Genomic DNA, 19,835 nt, shown 5'->3' on the forward strand with positions numbered 1-19,835 from the left:
CAGCGTGCCATGCTCCTCCTTGGCGCTGCGCAGCGTAGAGCTGTTGCAGCGCGTCGGGACGCTGTTCGGAGAGCAGCGAACAACAACAATAAAGTCTTAGAGGCTACCTATGCGCAAACCGGAACTCGCAGCCGCCATCGCCGACAAGGCCGATCTCACCAAGGATCAGGCCAATCGTGTACTCAATGCCGTACTTGATGAAATCACCAACGCGCTCAACCGCAAGGACAGCGTGACACTGGTTGGTTTCGGCACCTTCCTTCAGCGTCACCGTGGCGCTCGTACCGGCAAGAACCCGCAAACGGGCGAGCCCGTTACGATCAAAGCCAGCAACACCGTGGCGTTCAAGCCGGGAAAGATGCTGAAAGACGCGATCAACTGAGCGCGCGCCTGCCCGGAGCCGCCCAGGCTCCGGTCAGCCTGACTGGGCAGTCCATTCCGGACCCCTCTGTTTTCCTGCTTCCGCCGCTCAGACCAGCCGCTACAATGCCGCTTTTCCCGCCAACGGTCGGCCATCATGAAATTTCGCTTTCTCCTCTGGATGCTTGGTCGCTTGATGGCCAAGGCCAGCCGCACCAATCCTGATTTCCAGAAACAGCTCGGCGATAAAGACCTGACCTTCCAGCTGCATACGCTCGACGGCAAAGTCGCGCGGCATTACGTGGTCAAGGATCAGCGCGTGACGAGTCACGGCGGCACCGCAACCGATCCAGCGTTCGCCATTGGATTCAAGGACAGCGCCTACGGCTTCGCCACCATGAATGCCAAGAACAAGCAATTGGCCTTTATGCAGGGCATCCAGAACAAGGACATCCAGATCCAGGGCAACCCAGCGCTGGTGATGTGGTTCCAGGGCCTGACCAAGTATCTGAAGCCGCGGAAGAAGAAGCCTGAGGCGGCGTGAGCTGAGACGCCGCTGACCTCACCAGCTGCCGTAGGAAAAAATTGTACTTTTCAACGTAGCGTTTGAACGCAGCCCGGCTGCGGGTAGTAGTCCCGCCAGGCTGGCTGAGTGGCGGCCCCGGGGCTTGATCTCGGCTTGGCCGCGGGCGACCTCTGCTGAATATTAGCGCGCAGTCGGTTCAATGATTCCGGGATCGCGGTGGCAATCAGCGCGCTGCGATCGAACCCTGCTGCGCCATCCAGGCGCGGGCTTCGTCGAGCAGCCAGTCTCGAAAGGCGTTCATCGCCGCTGATTCCACGCGGCGCTCGGGGATCATCAAGTGGTAGGCCTGCCCTTCGCGGCGATAGGCGTGCGGATGCGCAATCATCAAGCGTCCCTCGGCGAGCTCACGCTGGATCAGGAAGGGCGGAATCAGCGCGACGCCCATTTGATGTTCAGCGGCCTGAGCCAGCATCGAGAACAATTCCAGGCGCGGCCCGGTCATGTCGCGTGCGACTTTCATTCCCAGCGAATCGAACCACTGCCGCCAGGCGTAGGGGCGTGTGGTCTGCTGCAACAACGGCATTTCAGCGATGGTCAGTGGCGCCAGCCCATTTGCACCGTTCAGCAGGGCCGGGCTGCACACCGGCACCGACTGTTCCGGCATCAGCGGATGCGCGACGGTGCCGGACCAGTCGCCATCGCCAAAGTAGATCGCCGCGTCGAACTCGGTGTCCGCGAACAGGAAGGGGCGGGTGCGGTTGGTCAGGTTGACGGTGATTTCCGGGTGCAACGCCTGAAACTGCCGCAGCCGTGGCAGCAGCCATTGCGTGCCAAAGGTCGGCACCAGCGCCAGTTCGATGGTTTGCGCACCCTGTTGGCCCATCACTGACAGCGTGTCGCGCTCCACCGCATCGAGCTGGGTGGCGACTCGCCTTGCATAGGATTGGCCGGCCTCGGTCAGTTTCACGCCGCGGCGGGAACGGCGGAACAGCTCCAGCCCGAGGAATTCTTCCAGCCCGCCGATCTGTCGGCAGATCGCGCTTTGGGTCAGCGCCAACTCTTCGGCCGCACGGGTAAAGCTTTGGTGGCGTGCGGCCGCTTCGAAGGCGACAAGCGCGGCTGTACTGGGGATCTTGCGACGCATTATGCGACTGCCTCACTAATTAGCGGGTGTTCAGGGTGTTGAGCTTAGCCTGGAGTGAGTAAATCGCACAGGTTGTTGCGAATTACTCGTTTGCTGGGTGCGCCGGCAGCTTCTAGTATCAATCCATCCAATGCTGCATCGGGCCCTGCGCCCGGTTCATCGTCTACGACAAGAGGACCACCCATGGCCGGCAAAGCAAGCTTCAACTGGATCGACCCGCTGCTGCTCGATCAGCAGCTCACCGATGAAGAGCGCATGGTGCGTGACAGCGCTCAGCAGTTCGCCGATGACAAGCTGGCGCCTCGCGTTCTGGAAGCCTTCCGCCACGAGCGCACCGATGCGGCGATTTTCCGTGAAATGGGTGACACCGGCTTGCTTGGCGCGACCATTCCCGAAGCCTATGGTGGCAGCGGCCTGAACTACGTCTGCTACGGCCTGATCGCGCGTGAAGTGGAGCGCATCGACTCTGGCTATCGCTCGATGATGAGCGTGCAATCCTCGCTGGTAATGGTGCCAATCAACGAGTTCGGTAACGAAGAAACCAAGCAGAAGTACCTGCCCAAACTGGCCAGCGGCGAGTTCATTGGCTGCTTCGGCCTGACCGAACCGAACCATGGCTCCGATCCGGGCTCGATGGTCACCCGCGCCAAGAAGGTCGACGGCGGCTATCGCCTGTCCGGCGCCAAGATGTGGATCACCAACAGCCCTATCGCTGACGTCTTCGTGGTCTGGGCGAAGGACGACGAGGGCGCCATTCGCGGCTTCGTGCTGGAAAAGGGCTGGGAAGGGCTGTCCGCACCGGCGATTCACGGCAAGGTCGGCCTGCGTGCGTCGATCACCGGTGAAATCGTCATGGACAACGTGTTCTGCCCAGAAGAGAACGCCTTCCCTGACGTGCGTGGCCTGCGCGGTCCGTTTACCTGCCTGGATTCCGCCCGGTACGGCATCAGCTGGGGTGCCCTGGGTGCCGCCGAGTTCTGCTGGCATACCGCACGTCAGTACACCCTGGACCGCCAGCAGTTCGGTCGCCCGCTGGCTGCCAATCAGCTGATCCAGAAGAAGCTGGCCGACATGCAGACCGAGATCACGTTGGCCCTGCAAGGCTGCCTGCGTCTGGGCCGAATGAAAGATGAAGGCACCGCGGCTGTGGAGATCACCTCGATCATGAAGCGCAACAGCTGCGGCAAGGCACTGGACGTAGCCCGTCTGGCGCGCGACATGCTTGGCGGCAACGGCATCAGCGACGAGTTCGGCGTGGCGCGGCATCTGGTCAACCTCGAAGTGGTCAACACCTACGAAGGTACCCACGACGTGCATGCGCTGATCCTGGGCCGCGCGCAAACCGGCATCCAGGCGTTCTTCTAAGCGGCACGCTGACCGACCTACGTAAAACACCGACATCGCTGTAGGGTGGATGACGCTCTTTTCATCCACCTTCACCCTGCACGGTAGATGGATAAAGCGTCATCCACCCTACGTTTCCTCGCCCTGCTGCAGGCTGCATTTCTCCTGGCGCGGCGATCACATCCTGAGGTTTTTAGCTCATGCCTGGCGCCCTTTCCCATATCCGCGTCCTTGATCTGTCGCGCGTGCTGGCTGGCCCCTGGGCCGGGCAGATCCTCGGTGACCTGGGCGCCGAGGTGATCAAAGTCGAGCGCCCGCGCACCGGCGATGACACCCGTCATTGGGGCCCGCCCTACCTGAAAGACCAGGAGGGCGAGAACACCTCGGAAGCGGCGTATTACCTCTCCGCCAACCGCAACAAGCAGTCCCTGACCCTGGACTTCACCCAGCCCGAGGGCCAGCGGATCATTCGTGAGCTGGTGTCGCGGTGCGATGTGCTGCTTGAGAACTTCAAGGTCGGCGGGTTGGCGGCCTACGGGCTGGATTACGAAAGCCTCAAGGCGATCAATCCAAAGCTGATCTATTGCTCAATCACCGGCTTCGGCAGTGATGGGCCGTACGCGAATCGCGCCGGTTACGATTTCATGATTCAGGGCCTTGGCGGGCTGATGAGTCTGACCGGGCGCGCCGAGGACGAAGAAGGCGCCGGTCCGGTCAAGGTCGGTGTGGCGCTGACCGACATCCTCACCGGCCTGTACGCCACGGTTGGTGTGCTCGCCGCGCTCAACCATCGCGAGCAGAGCGGAATCGGTCAGCATGTCGAACTGGCGCTGCTCGACGTGCAGGTCGCCTGCCTGGCGAACCAGGCGATGAACTACCTGACCACGGGCGTCGCGCCCAAGCGCATGGGCAACGCGCATCCGAATATCGTGCCGTATCAGGATTTCCCCACAGCAGACGGCGACATCATTCTTACGATTGGCAACGATGGCCAGTTCCGCAAGTTTGCCGAGGTAGCTGGCCATCCCGAGTGGGCTGATGATCCGCGCTTCGCCAGCAACAAGGCACGGGTTGCTCATCGCAAGGAGCTGGTGCCGATGATCCGTCAGGTCACGGTGTTCCGCACCACGGCTGAGTGGGTGGCGCTGCTGGAGCAGGCCGGTGTGCCTTGTGGCCCGATCAACGACCTGGCGCAGGTCTTCGCTGATCCGCAGGTCAAGTCGCGAGGTCTTCAGCTGGAGATGTCGCATCCGCTTGCCGGCAGCGTGCCTCAGGTTGCCAGCCCCATCCGGCTTTCCGAGACGCCCGTTGAATACCGCAAGGCGCCGCCGCTGCTGGGTGAACACAGCGAAGCGGTGCTGCAGCAATTGGTCGGTTTGAGTTTCGAGAAGATTCTTTCCTTGCGGCAGTCTGGGGTGATTTGACGCTCGGCGGTGGCCTGAACTCTCGGGCCGCTTGGCTATCCTTATTCCTGTACCCTGGATTTTTGGATGGACGAGCACATCATGCAGACGCAGCGCTTACGTATCACCTGGCAGCTTTCAGTTGTCTTGTTCATGTCCTGGCTGTTGGCCGGTTGCGGCATCAACAACATTCCTCAATACGATGAGCAGGTGAAATCGGCTTGGTCGCAGGTGGAAAACCAGTACCAGCGCCGCGCCGATCTCATTCCCAATCTGGTCGAGACCGTTAAAGGCTTTGCCCGTCAGGAGCAGGAAACCCTGACCGCGGTCATCGAGGCTCGCTCGCGGGCCACCTCGATTCAGCTCAGCGCGGACGATCTCGATGACCCGCAGAAGCTGCAGCAATTCCAGCAGGCGCAAAACCAGCTGACCGGCGCCTTGAGCCGGTTGATGGCGGTGTCCGAGCGCTACCCGGACCTGAAGTCCAACCAGAACTTTCTCGCCCTGCAATCGCAGCTCGAAGGCACGGAAAACCGCATTGCTGTGGCGCGCCGGGACTTTATCGCTGCGGTTGAGCGTTACAACACCGAAATCCGAACCTTCCCCGGTCGTATCTGGCACAGCCTGATGTACAGCGACATGCCGATCCGCGAGAACTTCGAGGCGACGGCGGAGAACGCCGAGCAGGCGCCGCAAGTGCAGTTTCAATGACGCGTCCGCTTTCGCTGATTCTGGCGCTGCTGTTCTGGGCGAGCGGTGTAGTCGCTCAGGAAGTCGAGCTGCCGGCACTGAGTGGCAGGGTTGTTGATCAGGCCGAACTGCTCGATACCCAGGCCGAGGCGCGGCTGAGCAGCATGCTCGCTGCCCATGAGCAGGCCAGCGGCGAGCAAGTGGTCGTCGTCACCGTGCCGGACCTCCAGGGGCGGAGTATTGAAGAGTACGGTGTCGCCTTGGGCCGTGAGTGGGGCATCGGGCAGAAGGATGAAGACACCGGCGCGCTGCTGATTGTCGCCCGTGACGACCGCCGGGTTCGTATTGAAGTTGGCTACGGTCTGGAAGGGCGGCTCACTGATGCGCAGTCGTCCGTCATCATCAACCGCATCATCACCCCGGCTTTCCGCGAAGGCGACTTTACCCGCGGGATTACCGAGGGCGCGGCCGCGATAGTGCAGGTGCTGGGAGGTGATCCGCTGCAGACGGCTGCGATGCGTCCGGCCATGCCCATGGGGGCGCAGGAGCCCGGCGGGCTTGGCATTCTGGGCTTCTTCCTGATGCTGGTGGCGATCTTTGTGATTGGTGGCGGACGAGGCGGTCGTGGCGGCGGTCGCGGCGCGGGACGCGCGCTGCTCCTCGGTGCGCTGCTCGGCGGCATGGGTCGCGGTGGCGGAGGCGGCTTTGGCGGCGGCGGTGGCTTCGGGGGCGGTGGCGGCGGCTTTGGTGGCGGTGGCGCCTCCGGTGGGTGGTGACGTCGGTGAATCCGGCCTCACCCCGCGTATCCACCCAGCGCGCATCACACTGAACGACGCGGCAGCATTCACTCAGCCGCGTGGGCCGATGCGTGACCCAACCAATAAGACAAGAGCCTCTCAATGATGGATACGCAATGACACTTTTGACCGAAAGCGAGCTGCGGCAGGTAGCCGAGGCAATCGACCGTATCGAGCGTGACACGGATGCCGAACTGGTGACGGTGCTGGCAGGCCAGGCGGATGACTACCGCTATATCCCGTTGCTCTGGGCGAGTCTTATCTCGCTGTTACTGCCGGGGGCGTTGCTGTTTTTCAGCGGTTGGTTGTCCGCCTGGCAGCTTCTGCTGGTGCAATGGCTCACGTTTATCGTGCTGGCGGTGATTTTCCGTATTCCTAGCCTGACCAGCCGGCTTATCCCACGTTCGGTTCGCCATTGGCGCGCCTGCAACCTGGCGAGGCGGCAATTCATCGAACTCAATCTGCACCACACCGAAGGCGGAACGGGGATGCTGATTTTTGTCTCCGAAGCCGAGCGTTACGTCGAAATCCTGGTCGACCGGGGCATCTCCAGTCGCATCGATAACGGCGCGTGGGAGTCGATTGTCGCGGACTTTACCGGCAAGGTGCGTGACGGGCAGGTGCTTGAAGGTTTCCTCGGCTGTATCGAGGCCTGCGGCTCGCTGCTGAAACAACAGGTTCCCGCCACGCACGAACGCAATGAGCTGCCGAATCATCTGGTGGTGCTGCCTTAGCCTTAAAAGGGATGTCAGCGGCGCCGGCATCCCTCTCGCTTCAGACCACGCTGCGCTGTCGAGCAAGCAACTCGCGTTCACGCTGCAGGCCGCGAACCAGGTTGTTCTGATCGCTGCGACGAGCCGCGGCAATCAGTGTCTGGTCGATCAGGTCACGTTGCGCGTGGCTACCGCCAAACACGTGGGCCTGGCTGCGAACCCGCCGCAACAGATCGACGCAACGGCCATAGCGACCCTCGACGAATGCCACCGCCGCTTCCACCGTTGGCCTGCCGATCAGCTGGGTGAAGCGCGCATTGTCATCGTCGCGCTGGCCGGCACGCTGTTGTGCTTCACGCAGCTGGCCGAGCAGTTCTTCGCGGCCGCTGCAGGCAAACGCCATCGCCGCATGGAAATCGTTGAAGGCATAACGGCCATCCTCGGCCATCGCCGCCCAGCGTTCGGCCACGCCCGCCCAACGGTTACCCACATCGACCCCGCGTAGCTGCAGGCGCCACAGCATCGAGCTGGCATCGATCAGCTCCAGTGCAAGGGTGCCTTGATGGCCGTCGATCGGCCCATCGAAGAGCGCCAGCACTGTGTCAAAGTCGTCCTGCTCCAGGTAATGCAGCGCCAGGTGCCACCAGTTGTGCACGGCGAGCATGCTGTCCTGTTGCCAGGCCGGATTGCCACGCATCCAGGCGATGCCTTCCTCGCGACGACCCTGCATTTCCAGCACGTGGGCGACGGCATGCTGCGCCCAGGCGTCGTCGGGCTGCAGCGACACGGCTTCGCGGCCAATCCGCTCGCCGTGACGATAGTCGCCTGTTTCCTCCAGCCCGAACGCGTACATGCCGAGCACGGCGTGATAGCCGGGAACAGCCGCTGACCAGTCCGGCAAGGCGCGGGCGATACGGTCACGCAGCATGCGGGCATCGCCAGTGAAGAAGTCCAGTTGATGGCCTGCCTGCAATGACAGCAGGTCATGAGGGTAATCGAGGCTGAGGTCTTCAAGCGTGCGTCCCGATGCGTGCCAGCGCCCAGCGATCAGCAGTTGCAGGGCCTGTATATGGCGCGCCTCACGGTCGTTCTGCGGCAGTGCCTGGGCCTGCTCCAGCGACGCTTGCGCAACCGGTATCGCGGCCGCTTCGGTGCCCAGCAGATAGAGCCAGGCATGCAGGATGTGGCCCATCACCAGTTCAGGGGAAGCCTCGAGAGCGGCTTCGGTGCTCGCCAGCGAATCGGTGCGCAGGCAGCGAAACTGCGCGAGGGCCTGGTCGAGCAGGACCTGCGCCTGGCCATTGCAGCCGGTCAGTTGGTAGCCATGTGCGTCTTTCATTGTTCTATGCTCCATGAGTCCAGTTCGTTGGCAGGTGCCAACGGAGCCTATAGTCGAGGCGGCAGGGGAGTCGGACTAAAGTCATCCTGGAAACAAAACGGCCATTTCCGCCATGACACGCTCGGATCATGCTGAAAGCCTGTCACCCTTGACCGTCGCCCTCCTGGCGACGCCGGACAGCACGGCCTCGACCTTGTTCGGCCTCTACGATTTATTGTTAGGCACCCGCCGCGATTGGCAGCAGCTGATCAACCAGACCGACGTCGAATCACCCTTTTATCCGCTGATTGTCAGCCGCGACGGGCAACCGTTGCGGGCATACAACGATGTCCCGATTCAGCCTCACGCCAGCCTTGGCAACGCGCCGTCGGTCGATGTGGTGATCGTCAGCAACCTGGCGATCAGTCCGTTCGAACCGCTGGATGACCGCTACGACCAGGAAGCGCAATGGATGCGTGAGCGTTACGAGGCAGGCGCGACGCTGGCGTCGGCCTGTTCGGGCGCGATATTGCTGGCCCGTACCGGCTTGCTGAAAGGCTGCGAAGGCACCTCGCACTGGGGCTATTGCGACTGCCTGCGCCGCGAATACCCCGAGGTCCACTGGCAGCCGGACAAGGCATTGGTAACCGCGGGGATCGGCCAGCGGCTGGTCATGTCAGGCAGCGGCAGCAGCTGGCACGCGTTGGGGCTGTTTCTTATTGCCCGCTTCATTGGCGCCAGAGAGGCCATGGAAGTTGCCAGGATGAACCTGTTCGACTGGGATGCGACCAGCCCGCTTGCCTACGCCGCGATGATGCGCACCGGCCAGCTTGCCGATCCGGTCATTGCGCGTTGTCAGGAATGGGCGGCGCAGCATTACGACGGCGAAGCGCCCGTGGCGGCGATGGTGCGGATCAGCGGCTTGCAGGAGCGAACCTTTCAGCGCCGCTTTGCCCAGGCCACCGGGCTGTCGCCTCTGGATTACGTGCACACCCTGCGGCTGGAGGAAGCCAAACAATTGCTGGAAAGCGGAGATCTTCCCGTGGAAGCCATCGCCTGGGAGGTGGGCTATCAAGACGCCGGATTCTTCGGCCGACTGTTCCGGCGCAAGGTCGGCCTGACGCCGGCCCAATACCGCGGGCGCTTCGGTGTATTGGCGCGGCGCCTGGCCAGCGTGGCGACGCCAGCCGCCGTCGTCGGTGCGCATTGAACGGGTTGACGGACGACGTCAGCTGCCGGCTGTCGCCCTTGACGACGCGCCACCCAGGACGGTGGCGCTGGTTTCAATAATCGCTGCAGCCCGAGGGCGGGCGCTGGGCTCAGAGCATGCCCGGACCGTCGTCCTCGGGTTGCTCCGCCGGCGCCAGATCGAGAAACTCCGTGCTCTCCATGGCGCTGGCGGCCACCCGGTCAATGCTGCTCATGGCATGGCCAATGATCGAGCTGACGCTGGCCTCATGATGATGCTCGGGCAGGCGCTCGATGGCCGCGAGCACTTCTTCACCCGGAACGGTTTCCTCGGCTAGCAGCTTGTCAGCGATCTCATCCAGTGCTGGCTTGAGCCGCTGCAGCAGGGCCATGCATTCTCGATCGAGCTGCTTGAGCAGGGTGTCGGCCGCCCGGATGGATTCACCGGAATCGAATTCGATATGCGCATCGCGCACGGCCTGCAGGCTCAGCAGCGAGCCGCTCGGGCCCATGCCCAGCGCGCCGACCATCGACAAAGCGATCTTCGAGGCTTCCTGCAGGTCCTGTCCGGCGCCGGATGACACCTCGTGGAAGTACAACTGCTCGGCGCCACGACCGGCCAGCAGCATCTGGATGCGGTTGCGCAGCTCGGATTCCATGTGCAGGCGCTTGTCTTCCACCGGCGTCACCAGTGTCACGCCCAGCGCCTGGCCGCGCGGCAGGATGGTGACCTTTTCCACCCGGCCCACTTTCAGCGCGGCGGCGACCAGCGCGTGGCCGGCCTCATGCACGGCGATGCGCTTGCGATCGGTGGGCGACATGGGCGTGACGCCCGAGGGCTGCTCACCGATGCGGCAGGTTTCCACGGCATCGACGAAGTGGTTCATGTCCACGGTCGTTGCGCTGGCACGCGCCGCGAGCAGCGCCGCATGGTTGGCGATATAGGCGATGGCGGCGGGCGTCAGGCCGACGGTGTTGCGCGCCAGTTGGGCGAAGTCGAGGTCCTGCGCGGCGCGGATCTTGCCGGCATAGAGACGGAACAGCGCTTCGCGGTCGCCGAGTCCCGGCAGGCCGACGGCGATGGAACGGTCGAAGCGTCCTTCACGCACCAAGGCCGGGTCCAACGAATTGGGGAAGTTGGTGGCGCCCAGCACCAGCACGCCGCTGGCGCCGTCGAAGCCGTCCATCTCGGTGAGGAACTGGTTGATGATGCGGTTGCTCTCGGCGTCGCTGGAGCGCTGCTGTTCAGCGCGCTTGCCGATGCCGTCGATCTCGTCGATGAAGATGATGCACGGCGCCTGCTTGCGCGCGGTGCGGAACAGCGCCTTGACCTTCTGGATGCCGACACCGAAGTACATCGAGGAAAAGTCGCTGCCGGTGACCTGGATGAAGCTGGCATTGGACTCGGTCGCCAGCGCCTTGGCCAGCTGAGTCTTGCCGGTGCCGGGCTCGCCGGTGAGCAGCACGCCCTTCGGCGGGCGGGCGCCCAGCGCGGCATAGGCAGAGGGGTCGCGAAGATAGTCGGTGACGTCGGTAAGGGCCTGCTTGGCTTCGCTGGCACCGATGACGTCGGCAAACGAAATGCCGCTGCCCTTTCGCTGCACCCGGAATGCCTGGCTCTTGATCGCCAGATAGGTCAGCGCACCGACGAGTAACAGGATGAAGGGCGCATACGGAACCAGTGCCTTGTACCACGGCGCTTCGCCATCTGTTTCGAACAGCGTCAGCGGGAACAGTTGGCCTTCGCTGCTGGCGTAATGATCAAGCAGCAACTGGGCCACGCGGCCGGATTGATCCGGTATCCAGTAGCGCAGGCCATCAGTCAGGCTGACATAGACCGCATCCTTGCCCAGTGCGGCGCTGGAGATTGTGGCGTTCCGCAGGTCGCTCATCAGCACCGACAGGTCCTGACGGTTCGTCTCCCATGGTTCGGTGGACTCTCGCAGCGCTTCGAGCATGCTGGCGGCAGCACCCGTGGCGGGCACCGTCGGAACGGCGGGCTTGAGCTGCCAGTAACCCAGGCAAGCGGCGATGATCAATACGAGCAGAACGGACAGTACAGGGCCGCGGCGACCTTGTAGCAGACGTGGTGTTTTCATTTCACATCCAATCGGGAATCCCGATGTTCGACAAACAACCGCCGTGAGGCGGACCACAGTTTTACGGGGAGGTCCCGCAGGCGCCAATCGGGTGGCGCTGGGCAGTACGGGCTCGTTGGATGCGATTTATATGCCGGACTGCTGATCGGGTTATCGAACTCCGATAGCCGGCGAGAATACGGCATGTGCCATCATCCAAGTGGCCATGCGACGAATGGCGGGTAGGTTTGCGACGAATGACCGCTCAGGCGCGGAACCGAAACGGCCGGAAGCGTTCCGCTGAACGTAGCGGCACCTGCGCAATGGATTCAATCAGCGGTTTACCCATCGAACCTCTGACGGCTGTGGCTCCGGCCAGGGTCCGATGGGATGGCTTGGTTTGCGCGGCGGTCAGTGACCTTGCTGACGCCGTTCGGCAATGATCTCGGGGGTGAGCGTGGCGGGGGCCGAACCGAAATGGCCGAGCATGAAATTGCTCAGCGCGGTCACCTCGCGGTCATTGAAATGACGTCCGAAGGCCGGCATCAGGTGATGGCCGTTGGGGCCGTGTAGCGCATCGCCATTGATGATCACCTGAATCAAGTTCAACGCCTGGGGATCGTTCAGCGTGCGCAGCCCCCGCAGCGAGGCGTAATCGCTTTGGCGACCGCTCCCGTCCCATTGGTGACAGCTGGCGCAGGTATCGGCAAACAGCTTCTGCCCCAGAGGGTGTTCGGTCTGTTTCGGGGGCAGGTTGGCTAGCGCTTTCTCGTCCGGTCGTTTGACCTCGGCTGGCTGTGCAGGCACTGACTTGAGATACACCACCATTGCTTGGATGTCCTCTGGCGTCAGATGCCGGAGGCTGTGGTTGACCACCTCGGCCATCGGACCGCCTGCGACGCCGTACCCCGGTGCGACGCCGGTCGCGAGGTAGCTGGCCAGCGCTTCGTCTGGCCAGCCACCGATCCCGCTCTGCTCGTCACCGGTAATATTCCAGGCCGCCCAGCCTTGAATGGTGGCGCCCCCCAGTGCTTTCGACCCGCTTTTAGCTTGCAGCAGGTTGCGCGGCGTGTGGCATTCGCCGCAGTGGCCCGGGCCTTCGACCAGGTAGGCGCCATGGTTCCATTGCGCCGACTGCTCGGGGTCGGGCTGGTAGCGTTCGTCATCGAGGAACAGCAGGTTCCATAATGCAATGCCCCAGCGCTGATTGAACGGGAAGGCGATGTCGTTCTCCCGGTTGGGCTGGTTCACCGGCTCCAGGCTGAACAGATACGCCTTGATGGCGAGGATATCGTCGCGCGGCATCAGGCTGTAGGACGTATAGGGGAAGGCCGGGTAGTAGTGCTTTCCATCCGGACCGACACCTCTCTGCATGGCGTCGACGAATTGGTCGTCGCTCCAGTCGCCGATGCCGGTTTCCTTGTCAGGGGTGATGTTGGTCGTGTACAGCGTGCCGAACGGCATCTTTACAGGCAGGCCACCGGCATAGGGCTTGCCACGTTCCGTGACATGGCAGGCCAGGCAATCGGCAGCTTGGGTGAGGTATTTGCCACGCTCGATGGCGGCCGGGTCGGATTGTTGAGCCAGGGCAGCGCCGTTGCACAACGCAAGCACCGCGCCCAGCAAAAGGCGCCGGACATGTTGAATACTCATGCTGCGCTCCCTCAAATTACGTAGTAGCCGGCGCGCGCCAGCGGCAGACGACGGATACGGGTGCCATTGGCGGATGCCAGTGCGTTGACCAGCGCGGGCGCAATCATCGCCGTGCCGGATTCACCCACGCCACCGGGCGCCTCGCGGCTCTCGATGATGTACGTCTCAACGGGTGGTGCTTCGCTGATGCGCAGTTGGCGGTAATCGTGGAAGTTGCTTTGCTCGACGCGGCCCTCGCTCACGGTGACCTCGTTGAACAGCGCCGCGGACAGCCCAAACAGCGTTCCGCCTTCGATCTGGGATTTGACCGATACCGGATTCATGACCTGGCCGCAGTCGATGGCTACCACCAGGCGCTTGAGCTTGATCGCCTTGTTTTCGTCGACGTGCAACTCGACGACGGTCGCCAGGAAGCTGCCGAACACTTCCTGGACGGCTACGCCCCGCCCGTGGCCTGCTTCCAGAGGTTTGCCCCAGCCGGACTTTTCGGCGGCCAGGCGGAGCGCTGCCTGAGCGCGTGGATGGTTGCCGAGCAGTGCCATGCGGTACTCCACCGGATCACGATCTACGCTGCGTGCCACCTCGTCGATGAAGCTTTCCAGCATGTAGGTACTGCGCAACGCCCCGACGCCCCGCCACCAGGATGGACGCAGCGCTCCGGGCGGGACGGGCACGTAGTTCACTCGCAGGTTTGGCATCGCATAGATCGGATGCTGAGCCACTTCGACCGCATCGCCATCCAAGCCGTTTTCCGGCACGGCTGCGGGAGCGAAGCGTGCCAGCACCGAGGCCCCCGCGATGGTGTGGCGCCAGCCTTGCAGGCGGCCCTCGGCGTCCAGCGCGGCAGAAAACCGGTCGATGTAGTGCGGCCGGTACATGTCGTGCGTGGTGTCTTCCTCCCGCGTCCAGGTCAGCTTGATGGGGTAATCGACCTTTGCCGCGATGGCCACCGCCTGGTGAACGAAGTCCACCTCCAGCCGCCGGCCAAAGGCGCCGCCGATGAGCTGGTTATTGACGATGATCTGTTCCGCTGGCCGGCCGGAGGCCTCGGCCGCAGCCGTCTGCGCGCGTACCGGCACCTGGGTCCCCACCCAGAGCTCCACCGCATCGGCGCGAACCTGGGCAACACACGTCATCGGCTCCAGCGCCGCGTGGGCGAGAAACGGCATTTGGTACTCGGCTTCGAACGTCTTTGCCGCGTCTTTGAGGGCTTTGTCGATGTCGCCCTGCTCGTTGGCAATGGCGCCGGTCTTGTCCAGCGACTCCTTGATCTCCCGCTCCATTTGCGCCGAGTCGATGCTGGCGTTTTTTCCGTAATCCCACTCGATTTCCAGCGCGCGAAGACCGGCAAATGCAGCCCAGGTGTGCTCACCGATGACGGCGACGGCGTCCTCCAGGCGGATCACGTCAATCACGCCCGGGACCGATCTTGCGGCACGATCGTCCACATTGCGCACGGTGCCGCCCAGCACCGGGCAGGCGCGGGCTGAGGCGTATTTCATGCCTGGCACCACCAGGTCGATGGTGAATCGCGCGCTGCCATTGACCTTGGCTGGCGTATCGAGTCGCCGGGTCGGCTTGCCGATCAGCCTGTAGTGTTCAGGAGACTTGAGCGGAATGTTTTCCGGGACCGGCAGTTTCGACGCATCTTCAACCAGTTCACCATAGCCGGCACTCTGGCCGTCAGGACCAAGCACCCGCCCATTCTCGGCACGTAGCCGGTCGGCGCCGACCTGCCAGCGCTGTGCGGCCACCTGGATAAGCAGCAGCCGCGCCGCAGCGCCGGCCTGGCGCAAGGGTTCCCAATTGCTACGGATTGAGGTGGAGCCGCCGGTTGCCTGAAAGTTGAGCAGCTTGTCGTTGTAGATCGCCTCGTTCGGTGGGGCTTCCTTCAGGATGATCTGGTCCAGACCGATTTCCAGCTCCTCGGCCACCATGACTGCCAGGCCGCTCTGCGCACCCTGGCCCATCTCGATCTTCGGCACGGTAAAGGTCACTTGGCCGTCGCGGTCGATACTGATGAAGGCATCCAGCGCTGTGGCGTTGGACATTGGTTGGTCTTCAGGCCCTTCATTGAGGATCTGCTCGGCGAAGCTGCGGCCACTGAAGGGCAGCGAAAAACCGATCACCAGCCCGCCGAAGGCCAGGCTGCCAACCTTGAGCAGGTGGCGTCGCAAAGAGGATTGCAGCGTTGGTTCGGGCTTGTTCATCTGCGCCTCCTCAGACCTGGGCGACGCGCTTGATGGCGCTGCGAATGCGGGTGTAGGTACAGCAGCGACAGAGGTTGCCGGCCATGCCCTGATCGATGGTCTGATCATCGGGTTGCGGAGTCTTTTCCAGGAGTGCGACAGCCGACATGATCTGGCCGCACTGGCAGTACCCGCACTGCACCACTTCGTCCTCCAGCCAGGCCTGTTGCACCTGTTTGCCGAGGTCGGTGTTGCCAATGCTTTCGATGGTCACCACCTTACGATCCTTGACCTCGCCGACGGGCAGCACGCATGAGCGCGCCGCCTGGCCATCAAGGTGCACCGTACAGGCGCCACATTGAGCGATACCGCAGCCGTACTTCGTGCCCGTCAGCCCCAGCACGTCGCGCAGGACCCAGAGCAGGGGCATGTCTTCGGGAACGTCGATCTCAAGGTCGGCGCCGTTGATGGAAAGTGTCAGCATGAACAAGGACCTCACGTCAGGCTCAAAGCGGCGCGCTTATGGTTGGTTTGTGCGCGCTCTAGAACGAGACAACGTCCGGGGCAAAAGTTGCCGAGGCTAGACAAAACTTATTGCCTGCATGACGCGGTCGATTAGGGGCGCCTCGATGTCCCAAAAGGGCAAGCTGGCACGCGTGAAGTCGTGGCTCAGTGGCCGATTACCTGTCGCGCAATGGATAAACAGGTAGTCAAAACCAGATTTCCGATGATTGGTTTACCGGGCGTCGGGCGCACCGCGAAATCAATCAGGATTCGTAGTAAACAGCCTGCCTTTCGCAGTCAGAGCAGTACCCGCACCATGTCCACCCTCACCGAACTTGCGCAGCAGATCGCGGCGCTGTATCCGTTGCAAGACAAGTCCGCCGGCAAGCGCTACCGCATTGTCAGCCAACTCGCCGGTATGACTGAGCTGGAAGCTATCAATGGCGCGCCGCGCTATGTCGATACCCTTCAGCTCGCCGATCAGAACCTGTGGGATGGCGGCGCGATGAGATCACCCGAGCAGCTCGTTTCCGCGTAGTCGAACCACCGGATATCGGCGCCGCGCGGTAGGCAACGCCTGTGCGCAGGGTTGCCGTTGCGCTTGTATTTGCCAAACATCATCCGGCATCCTGCGGCGTTGGCCTGATAGGCATGTTAGGCATTGGATTGGGGTTCGCGGCGGGCCCCGAGCAGTGGCCTGACTCGGCGACGTGTACGGAGGCTGGAATGATGATTTGGAATAGCTGCTTCGCCATGCTTAAGACTGCTCGACCGTTGCTGATCGTCGGCTTGCTGGTTCTGCCTTCTGTGGGGCAGGCGCAAGCGTTGGCCGAGCCCATCGGCTACATCATGAAGGTCGACGGTGAGGCGACTGTTACCAGCCGTGGCCAGACCATCGATGCTGCCGTGGGTCAGGCGGTGATTCTCGGTGCCGTGCTGCGCACCGGTGCGCAGGGCTCGATGGGCGTGACGCTCAGTGACAACACGGTCATGTCGTTCGGCCCCAACAGCGAGTTCACGCTCGATGAATACGAATTCGAGCCGGCTCAGGAACAATTGCGACTCAGTGCACGCATCAGCCGTGGGACGTTGAATTTCATTTCCGGCGTCATCGCCAAGCTAAAGCCGGAGGCGGTAGAGCTGAAAACGCCCACTGGGACCATCGGTGTGCGTGGCACGCATTTTCTGGTGAAGGTTGGTCAGTGACGAAGATAGCCAGACGTGGGTTCGCACTGCTGTGCTTCCTGTTGATGACAGGATGCGTAACAGGCGATTACGTGGTGTTGCTGGAAAGCCCAGACGGTACAACGGGTGCAGTGCTGGTGGAGGATGCCAAGGGCCAGACCCGACTGGACCGCACCCATCAAGGCGTATCGATCGGCGCGCTCAGGCTTGGTTCCGGCCCGTTCAATGTCGGTGAGCTACGCATTTCGCGCGACTTTTCCAAGGCGCTGGCGGCCCAGCCGCCATTGCCGCAGCGCTTCCAGTTGTACTTCAAAATCGGCAGCGCCGAGCTGACAGAGGATTCTCAGCGCGAGATCGAGCAGGTTTTCGAGGCGATTCGCCTGCGCGGGCCTTCCGCTGTCTCGGTCATCGGGCATACCGATACGCTCAGTGGTCCTGGCTGGAATGAGCAACTGGGGCTGATCCGTGCACAGGCAGTTGCGGACATGCTTCGCAGTCGAGATATCGAAGTGATTGACCTCACGGTGTCCTCGCACGGAGAGCGTAACCTGCTCGTCGATACGCCCGACGGCGTCTCGGAGCCGCGTAACCGCCGGGTCGAAATCAGCGTTCGCTAAGTCGCATTACTTACTTTTCGGTCATCAAGATACGTTCGCCGCGCTGGCCGGCCCGTAGTCGCTGCAGCTGGTAATGCACCAACGCATCCTCTGGCCGCTCGGCGTGCAATCGCTCGAAGGCATCGGTGGCACCGGCGTCTTCGCTCGCGAGCAGCGCATAGGCGTTGTCGTAGCGGCTGTCGCCGGTTTCCTCGCAAGGCTCGTAGAGCCGAATCGGTTGGGTTTTCCCTTTGAGCAGCACATCGCCAATCGCACGCATCGGTACACTCGGGTTGGCCCCGCGGATACGTTCCGAGACGCACAGATCGGTGCCCAGGTAGCGGTTGAGCCCTTCCAGGCGAGCGGCGACGTTGACCGCGTCGCCCAATGCGCGGTAGTCGAAGAGGGTCTCGCCGCCGAAGTTACCGACGACAACGTCGCCGCTGTGCGCACTGATGCGGGTGCGGCCCAGCGGGATTCCAGCGACATGCTGGGCAGCGGTAAAGGCCCGGGTGAAACGGCGGATTTCCAACGCACAGGCCAAGGCTCGCGCCGGGTGGTCGGGCTGGATCAGGGGAGCCGAAAAGAGGATCGCCATGCCATCGCCCACGATGCGCTCAAGCGTGCCCTCGTGGCGGAAGGCGATCTGAATGATTCCTTCGAGGTATTCGTTGAGCATGCCAACCACCTGTTCCGGTGACTGTTGCTCCATCAGGGTGGTGAAGTCCGTGATGTCAGTAAACACGAAGCTGCAGCAACGGCGTTCGCCGCCCAGCTGGAGCTGCTCCGGGTGACGCACCAGATGGCCGACTAGGTTCGGCGAAATGTAGTGAGAAAAGGCGTCGCGCACCCAGCGCTGTTGTTCTTCACTGGCACGATGCCGGGCGAGGCTGGCGCCGAGGTAGATCAGCAGCAGGCCGATCGAAAGCGTTAGCGAATCGAGCAGCAGGCCTTGACGCGAGTAGGCCCACCAGGCAATCGCATTGAGTACCGCCACCAGCACGGCGGCGACCCAGGCCGCCGTGAATGCTCCGCTACCCAACGTCAGGAGACAAAGCAGAAGACCCGCAAGCAACAACGTCAGCGCCTCCACCGCGCTGGCCCAGAATGGGCGTTGCAGCGATGAACCGGCCAACGCCTGTTCAATCGCCTGAGCGTGCACCTGAACGCCCGGAACGATCCCGCCGAGCGGGCTGAACCGCAGATCCTGCAGCCCCTGCGCTGAGCTGCCGATCAGCGCGATACTTCCTTCGAACAGTTCCGCAGACGGCGCGTCCAGCACACGCCAGGCGGGCACGCTTTGGGCATCGAGATCCCGGCGGTAGTGCAGCCAGAGTTCGCCCTGCCGGTTGGTCGGAAGCGTGAGCTCGCCAATCCTGACCCGCTCGACCGCGCCACTCGCAGCAGTCTCGATGCGGTAAAGCTTGCGGCCCAGATAGACTCGCAGTGCTTCAGCAGTCAGCGAGGGAAATAGGTGTTCGCCGACGCGAATCATTACGGGTACCCGGCGCACCACGCCATCGGAATCGGGCTTGAAGGTCATGGCGCCGCTGCCGGCCGCGGCGTTTTCGAGCAATGGCAGCGCCGTGCTGGTTCCCATGTAGGCCGAGAAGTCAGCCTGCGCAGCATCTGCATCAAACTGGACACCGAAGCGGCTTTGAGGCGTGGACGGAGAAGGCGCGCGTGTCGTGGCGAAGCCAAGCACGCTGGGTTGTCGCTCGAGCGCGGCGGCGAACAATCGATCATGGTCGGGTAAAGGGCCTAGCTCGTCTAGCACGCCGGGCGGCAGATTAAGCGCGTTCAGAACACGCCGAGGCGAGCTGCGGTCGGGCTCGGCAAACAGCACGTCAAACACCACCACGGCCGCGCCGGCCTGGTACAAGCGCCTCAGCAGCTGTGCTAGCAGATCACGTGGCCAAGGCCATTGACCCAGGCGAGCGAGGCTCGCTTCGTCAATGTCCACCACGCGAACCGCCGTCTGCGCCGGCGCTGGCCGGGGTTGCCAGCGCTGGTACTGGTCGAACAGGCTGTTGCGCAGGCTTTGCAACATCAGCGGCTCCGCCAGATACAGGCCGCAGGCGACAAGCAACCCGGCCAAGGCGAGGAGCAGGCGCGGCGCCAGAATACGGGGCGGTGCCATCAGGCGC

The 19,835-nt window shown here is 62.9% G+C and carries 18 protein-coding genes; 11 read left to right on the forward strand and 7 right to left on the reverse strand.

Annotated features, from left to right (window positions below; genetic code table 11):
* Positions 1-109 precede the first annotated feature (109 nt).
* Positions 110-382, forward strand: a complete 273-nt coding sequence (locus tag K4O48_RS01770; protein ID WP_158187095.1) for an HU family DNA-binding protein — start codon at positions 110-112, stop codon at positions 380-382.
* A 135-nt stretch (positions 383-517) separates the two neighbouring features.
* Positions 518-904, forward strand: a complete 387-nt coding sequence (locus K4O48_RS01775) for a helicase (protein ID WP_222910485.1) — start codon at positions 518-520, stop codon at positions 902-904.
* Positions 905-1,109: 205 nt separating this feature from the next.
* On the opposite strand, the gene K4O48_RS01780 is transcribed toward K4O48_RS01775, so the two are convergent.
* Complete coding sequence (locus K4O48_RS01780) at positions 1,110-2,030, reverse strand: LysR substrate-binding domain-containing protein (protein ID WP_222910486.1); 921 nt, start codon at positions 2,028-2,030, stop codon at positions 1,110-1,112.
* 183 nt (positions 2,031-2,213) lie between these two features.
* On the opposite strand from K4O48_RS01780, the gene K4O48_RS01785 reads away from it, so the two are divergent.
* From K4O48_RS01785 to K4O48_RS01805, 5 genes are all read left to right on the forward strand, one after another.
* The gene (locus K4O48_RS01785) at positions 2,214-3,395 is read left to right on the forward strand and encodes an acyl-CoA dehydrogenase (protein ID WP_073302831.1); all 1,182 of its coding nucleotides are present in this window, start codon (positions 2,214-2,216) and stop codon (positions 3,393-3,395) included.
* 179 nt (positions 3,396-3,574) lie between these two features.
* Positions 3,575-4,798 (forward strand): CaiB/BaiF CoA-transferase family protein, encoded by a 1,224-nt coding sequence (locus K4O48_RS01790; protein WP_222910487.1) that lies wholly within the window; start codon positions 3,575-3,577, stop codon positions 4,796-4,798.
* Between the two features lie 66 nt (positions 4,799-4,864).
* The gene (locus K4O48_RS01795) at positions 4,865-5,488 is read left to right on the forward strand and encodes a LemA family protein (RefSeq protein ID WP_172830711.1); all 624 of its coding nucleotides are present in this window, start codon (positions 4,865-4,867) and stop codon (positions 5,486-5,488) included.
* Entirely contained in the window at positions 5,485-6,243 is a 759-nt protein-coding gene (locus K4O48_RS01800; RefSeq protein WP_222910488.1) for a TPM domain-containing protein, read from the forward strand. Before K4O48_RS01795 ends, K4O48_RS01800 begins: the two co-directional genes overlap by 4 nt.
* Positions 6,244-6,380: 137 nt before the next feature.
* The gene (locus K4O48_RS01805) at positions 6,381-6,998 is read left to right on the forward strand and encodes a TPM domain-containing protein (protein ID WP_222910489.1); all 618 of its coding nucleotides are present in this window, start codon (positions 6,381-6,383) and stop codon (positions 6,996-6,998) included.
* Positions 6,999-7,038: 40 nt separating this feature from the next.
* On the opposite strand, the gene K4O48_RS01810 is transcribed toward K4O48_RS01805, so the two are convergent.
* Positions 7,039-8,316 (reverse strand): tetratricopeptide repeat protein, encoded by a 1,278-nt coding sequence (locus K4O48_RS01810; protein WP_222910490.1) that lies wholly within the window; start codon positions 8,314-8,316, stop codon positions 7,039-7,041.
* Positions 8,317-8,428: 112 nt separating this feature from the next.
* Here K4O48_RS01810 and K4O48_RS01815 point away from each other — a divergent pair, with 112 nt between their 5' ends.
* Positions 8,429-9,505: a GlxA family transcriptional regulator gene (locus tag K4O48_RS01815; protein ID WP_222910491.1), complete on the forward strand. Its 1,077-nt coding sequence runs from the start codon at positions 8,429-8,431 to the stop codon at positions 9,503-9,505.
* A 109-nt stretch (positions 9,506-9,614) separates the two neighbouring features.
* Here the strand turns inward: K4O48_RS01815 and K4O48_RS01820 are convergent, their stop codons facing one another.
* The 4 genes from K4O48_RS01820 to K4O48_RS01835 all read right to left on the reverse strand — a co-directional run bounded on the left by K4O48_RS01820 (position 9,615) and on the right by K4O48_RS01835 (position 15,887).
* Positions 9,615-11,582, reverse strand: coding sequence for an AAA family ATPase (locus K4O48_RS01820; RefSeq protein WP_222910492.1), 1,968 nt, complete (start codon positions 11,580-11,582; stop codon positions 9,615-9,617).
* Positions 11,583-11,972: 390 nt separating this feature from the next.
* Positions 11,973-13,214 (reverse strand): c-type cytochrome, encoded by a 1,242-nt coding sequence (locus tag K4O48_RS01825; RefSeq protein ID WP_222910493.1) that lies wholly within the window; start codon positions 13,212-13,214, stop codon positions 11,973-11,975.
* A gap of 11 nt (positions 13,215-13,225) precedes the next feature.
* Positions 13,226-15,424, reverse strand: coding sequence for a xanthine dehydrogenase family protein molybdopterin-binding subunit (locus K4O48_RS01830; protein ID WP_222910494.1), 2,199 nt, complete (start codon positions 15,422-15,424; stop codon positions 13,226-13,228).
* Between the two features lie 10 nt (positions 15,425-15,434).
* Positions 15,435-15,887 (reverse strand): (2Fe-2S)-binding protein, encoded by a 453-nt coding sequence (locus tag K4O48_RS01835; RefSeq protein WP_222910495.1) that lies wholly within the window; start codon positions 15,885-15,887, stop codon positions 15,435-15,437.
* Positions 15,888-16,223: 336 nt separating this feature from the next.
* On the opposite strand from K4O48_RS01835, the gene K4O48_RS01840 reads away from it, so the two are divergent.
* The 3 genes from K4O48_RS01840 to K4O48_RS01850 all read left to right on the forward strand — a co-directional run bounded on the left by K4O48_RS01840 (position 16,224) and on the right by K4O48_RS01850 (position 17,709).
* A complete protein-coding gene (locus tag K4O48_RS01840; protein ID WP_222911942.1) occupies positions 16,224-16,445 on the forward strand; it encodes a hypothetical protein in 222 nt (73 codons plus the stop codon).
* Positions 16,446-16,633: 188 nt separating this feature from the next.
* Complete coding sequence (locus K4O48_RS01845) at positions 16,634-17,113, forward strand: FecR family protein (RefSeq protein ID WP_260523688.1); 480 nt, start codon at positions 16,634-16,636, stop codon at positions 17,111-17,113.
* Positions 17,110-17,709: an OmpA family protein gene (locus K4O48_RS01850; RefSeq protein WP_260523689.1), complete on the forward strand. Its 600-nt coding sequence runs from the start codon at positions 17,110-17,112 to the stop codon at positions 17,707-17,709. The genes K4O48_RS01845 and K4O48_RS01850 overlap by 4 nt, the downstream gene beginning before the upstream one ends.
* Positions 17,710-17,719: 10 nt before the next feature.
* Here K4O48_RS01850 and K4O48_RS01855 read toward each other — a convergent pair whose 3' ends face one another.
* Positions 17,720-19,828: a CHASE2 domain-containing protein gene (locus K4O48_RS01855; protein WP_222910496.1), complete on the reverse strand. Its 2,109-nt coding sequence runs from the start codon at positions 19,826-19,828 to the stop codon at positions 17,720-17,722.
* Positions 19,829-19,835: the final 7 nt, after the last annotated feature.

The sequence above is a fragment of the Pseudomonas sp. DNDY-54 genome, assembly GCF_019880365.1.
Lineage (GTDB): Bacteria > Pseudomonadota > Gammaproteobacteria > Pseudomonadales > Pseudomonadaceae > Stutzerimonas > Stutzerimonas stutzeri_P.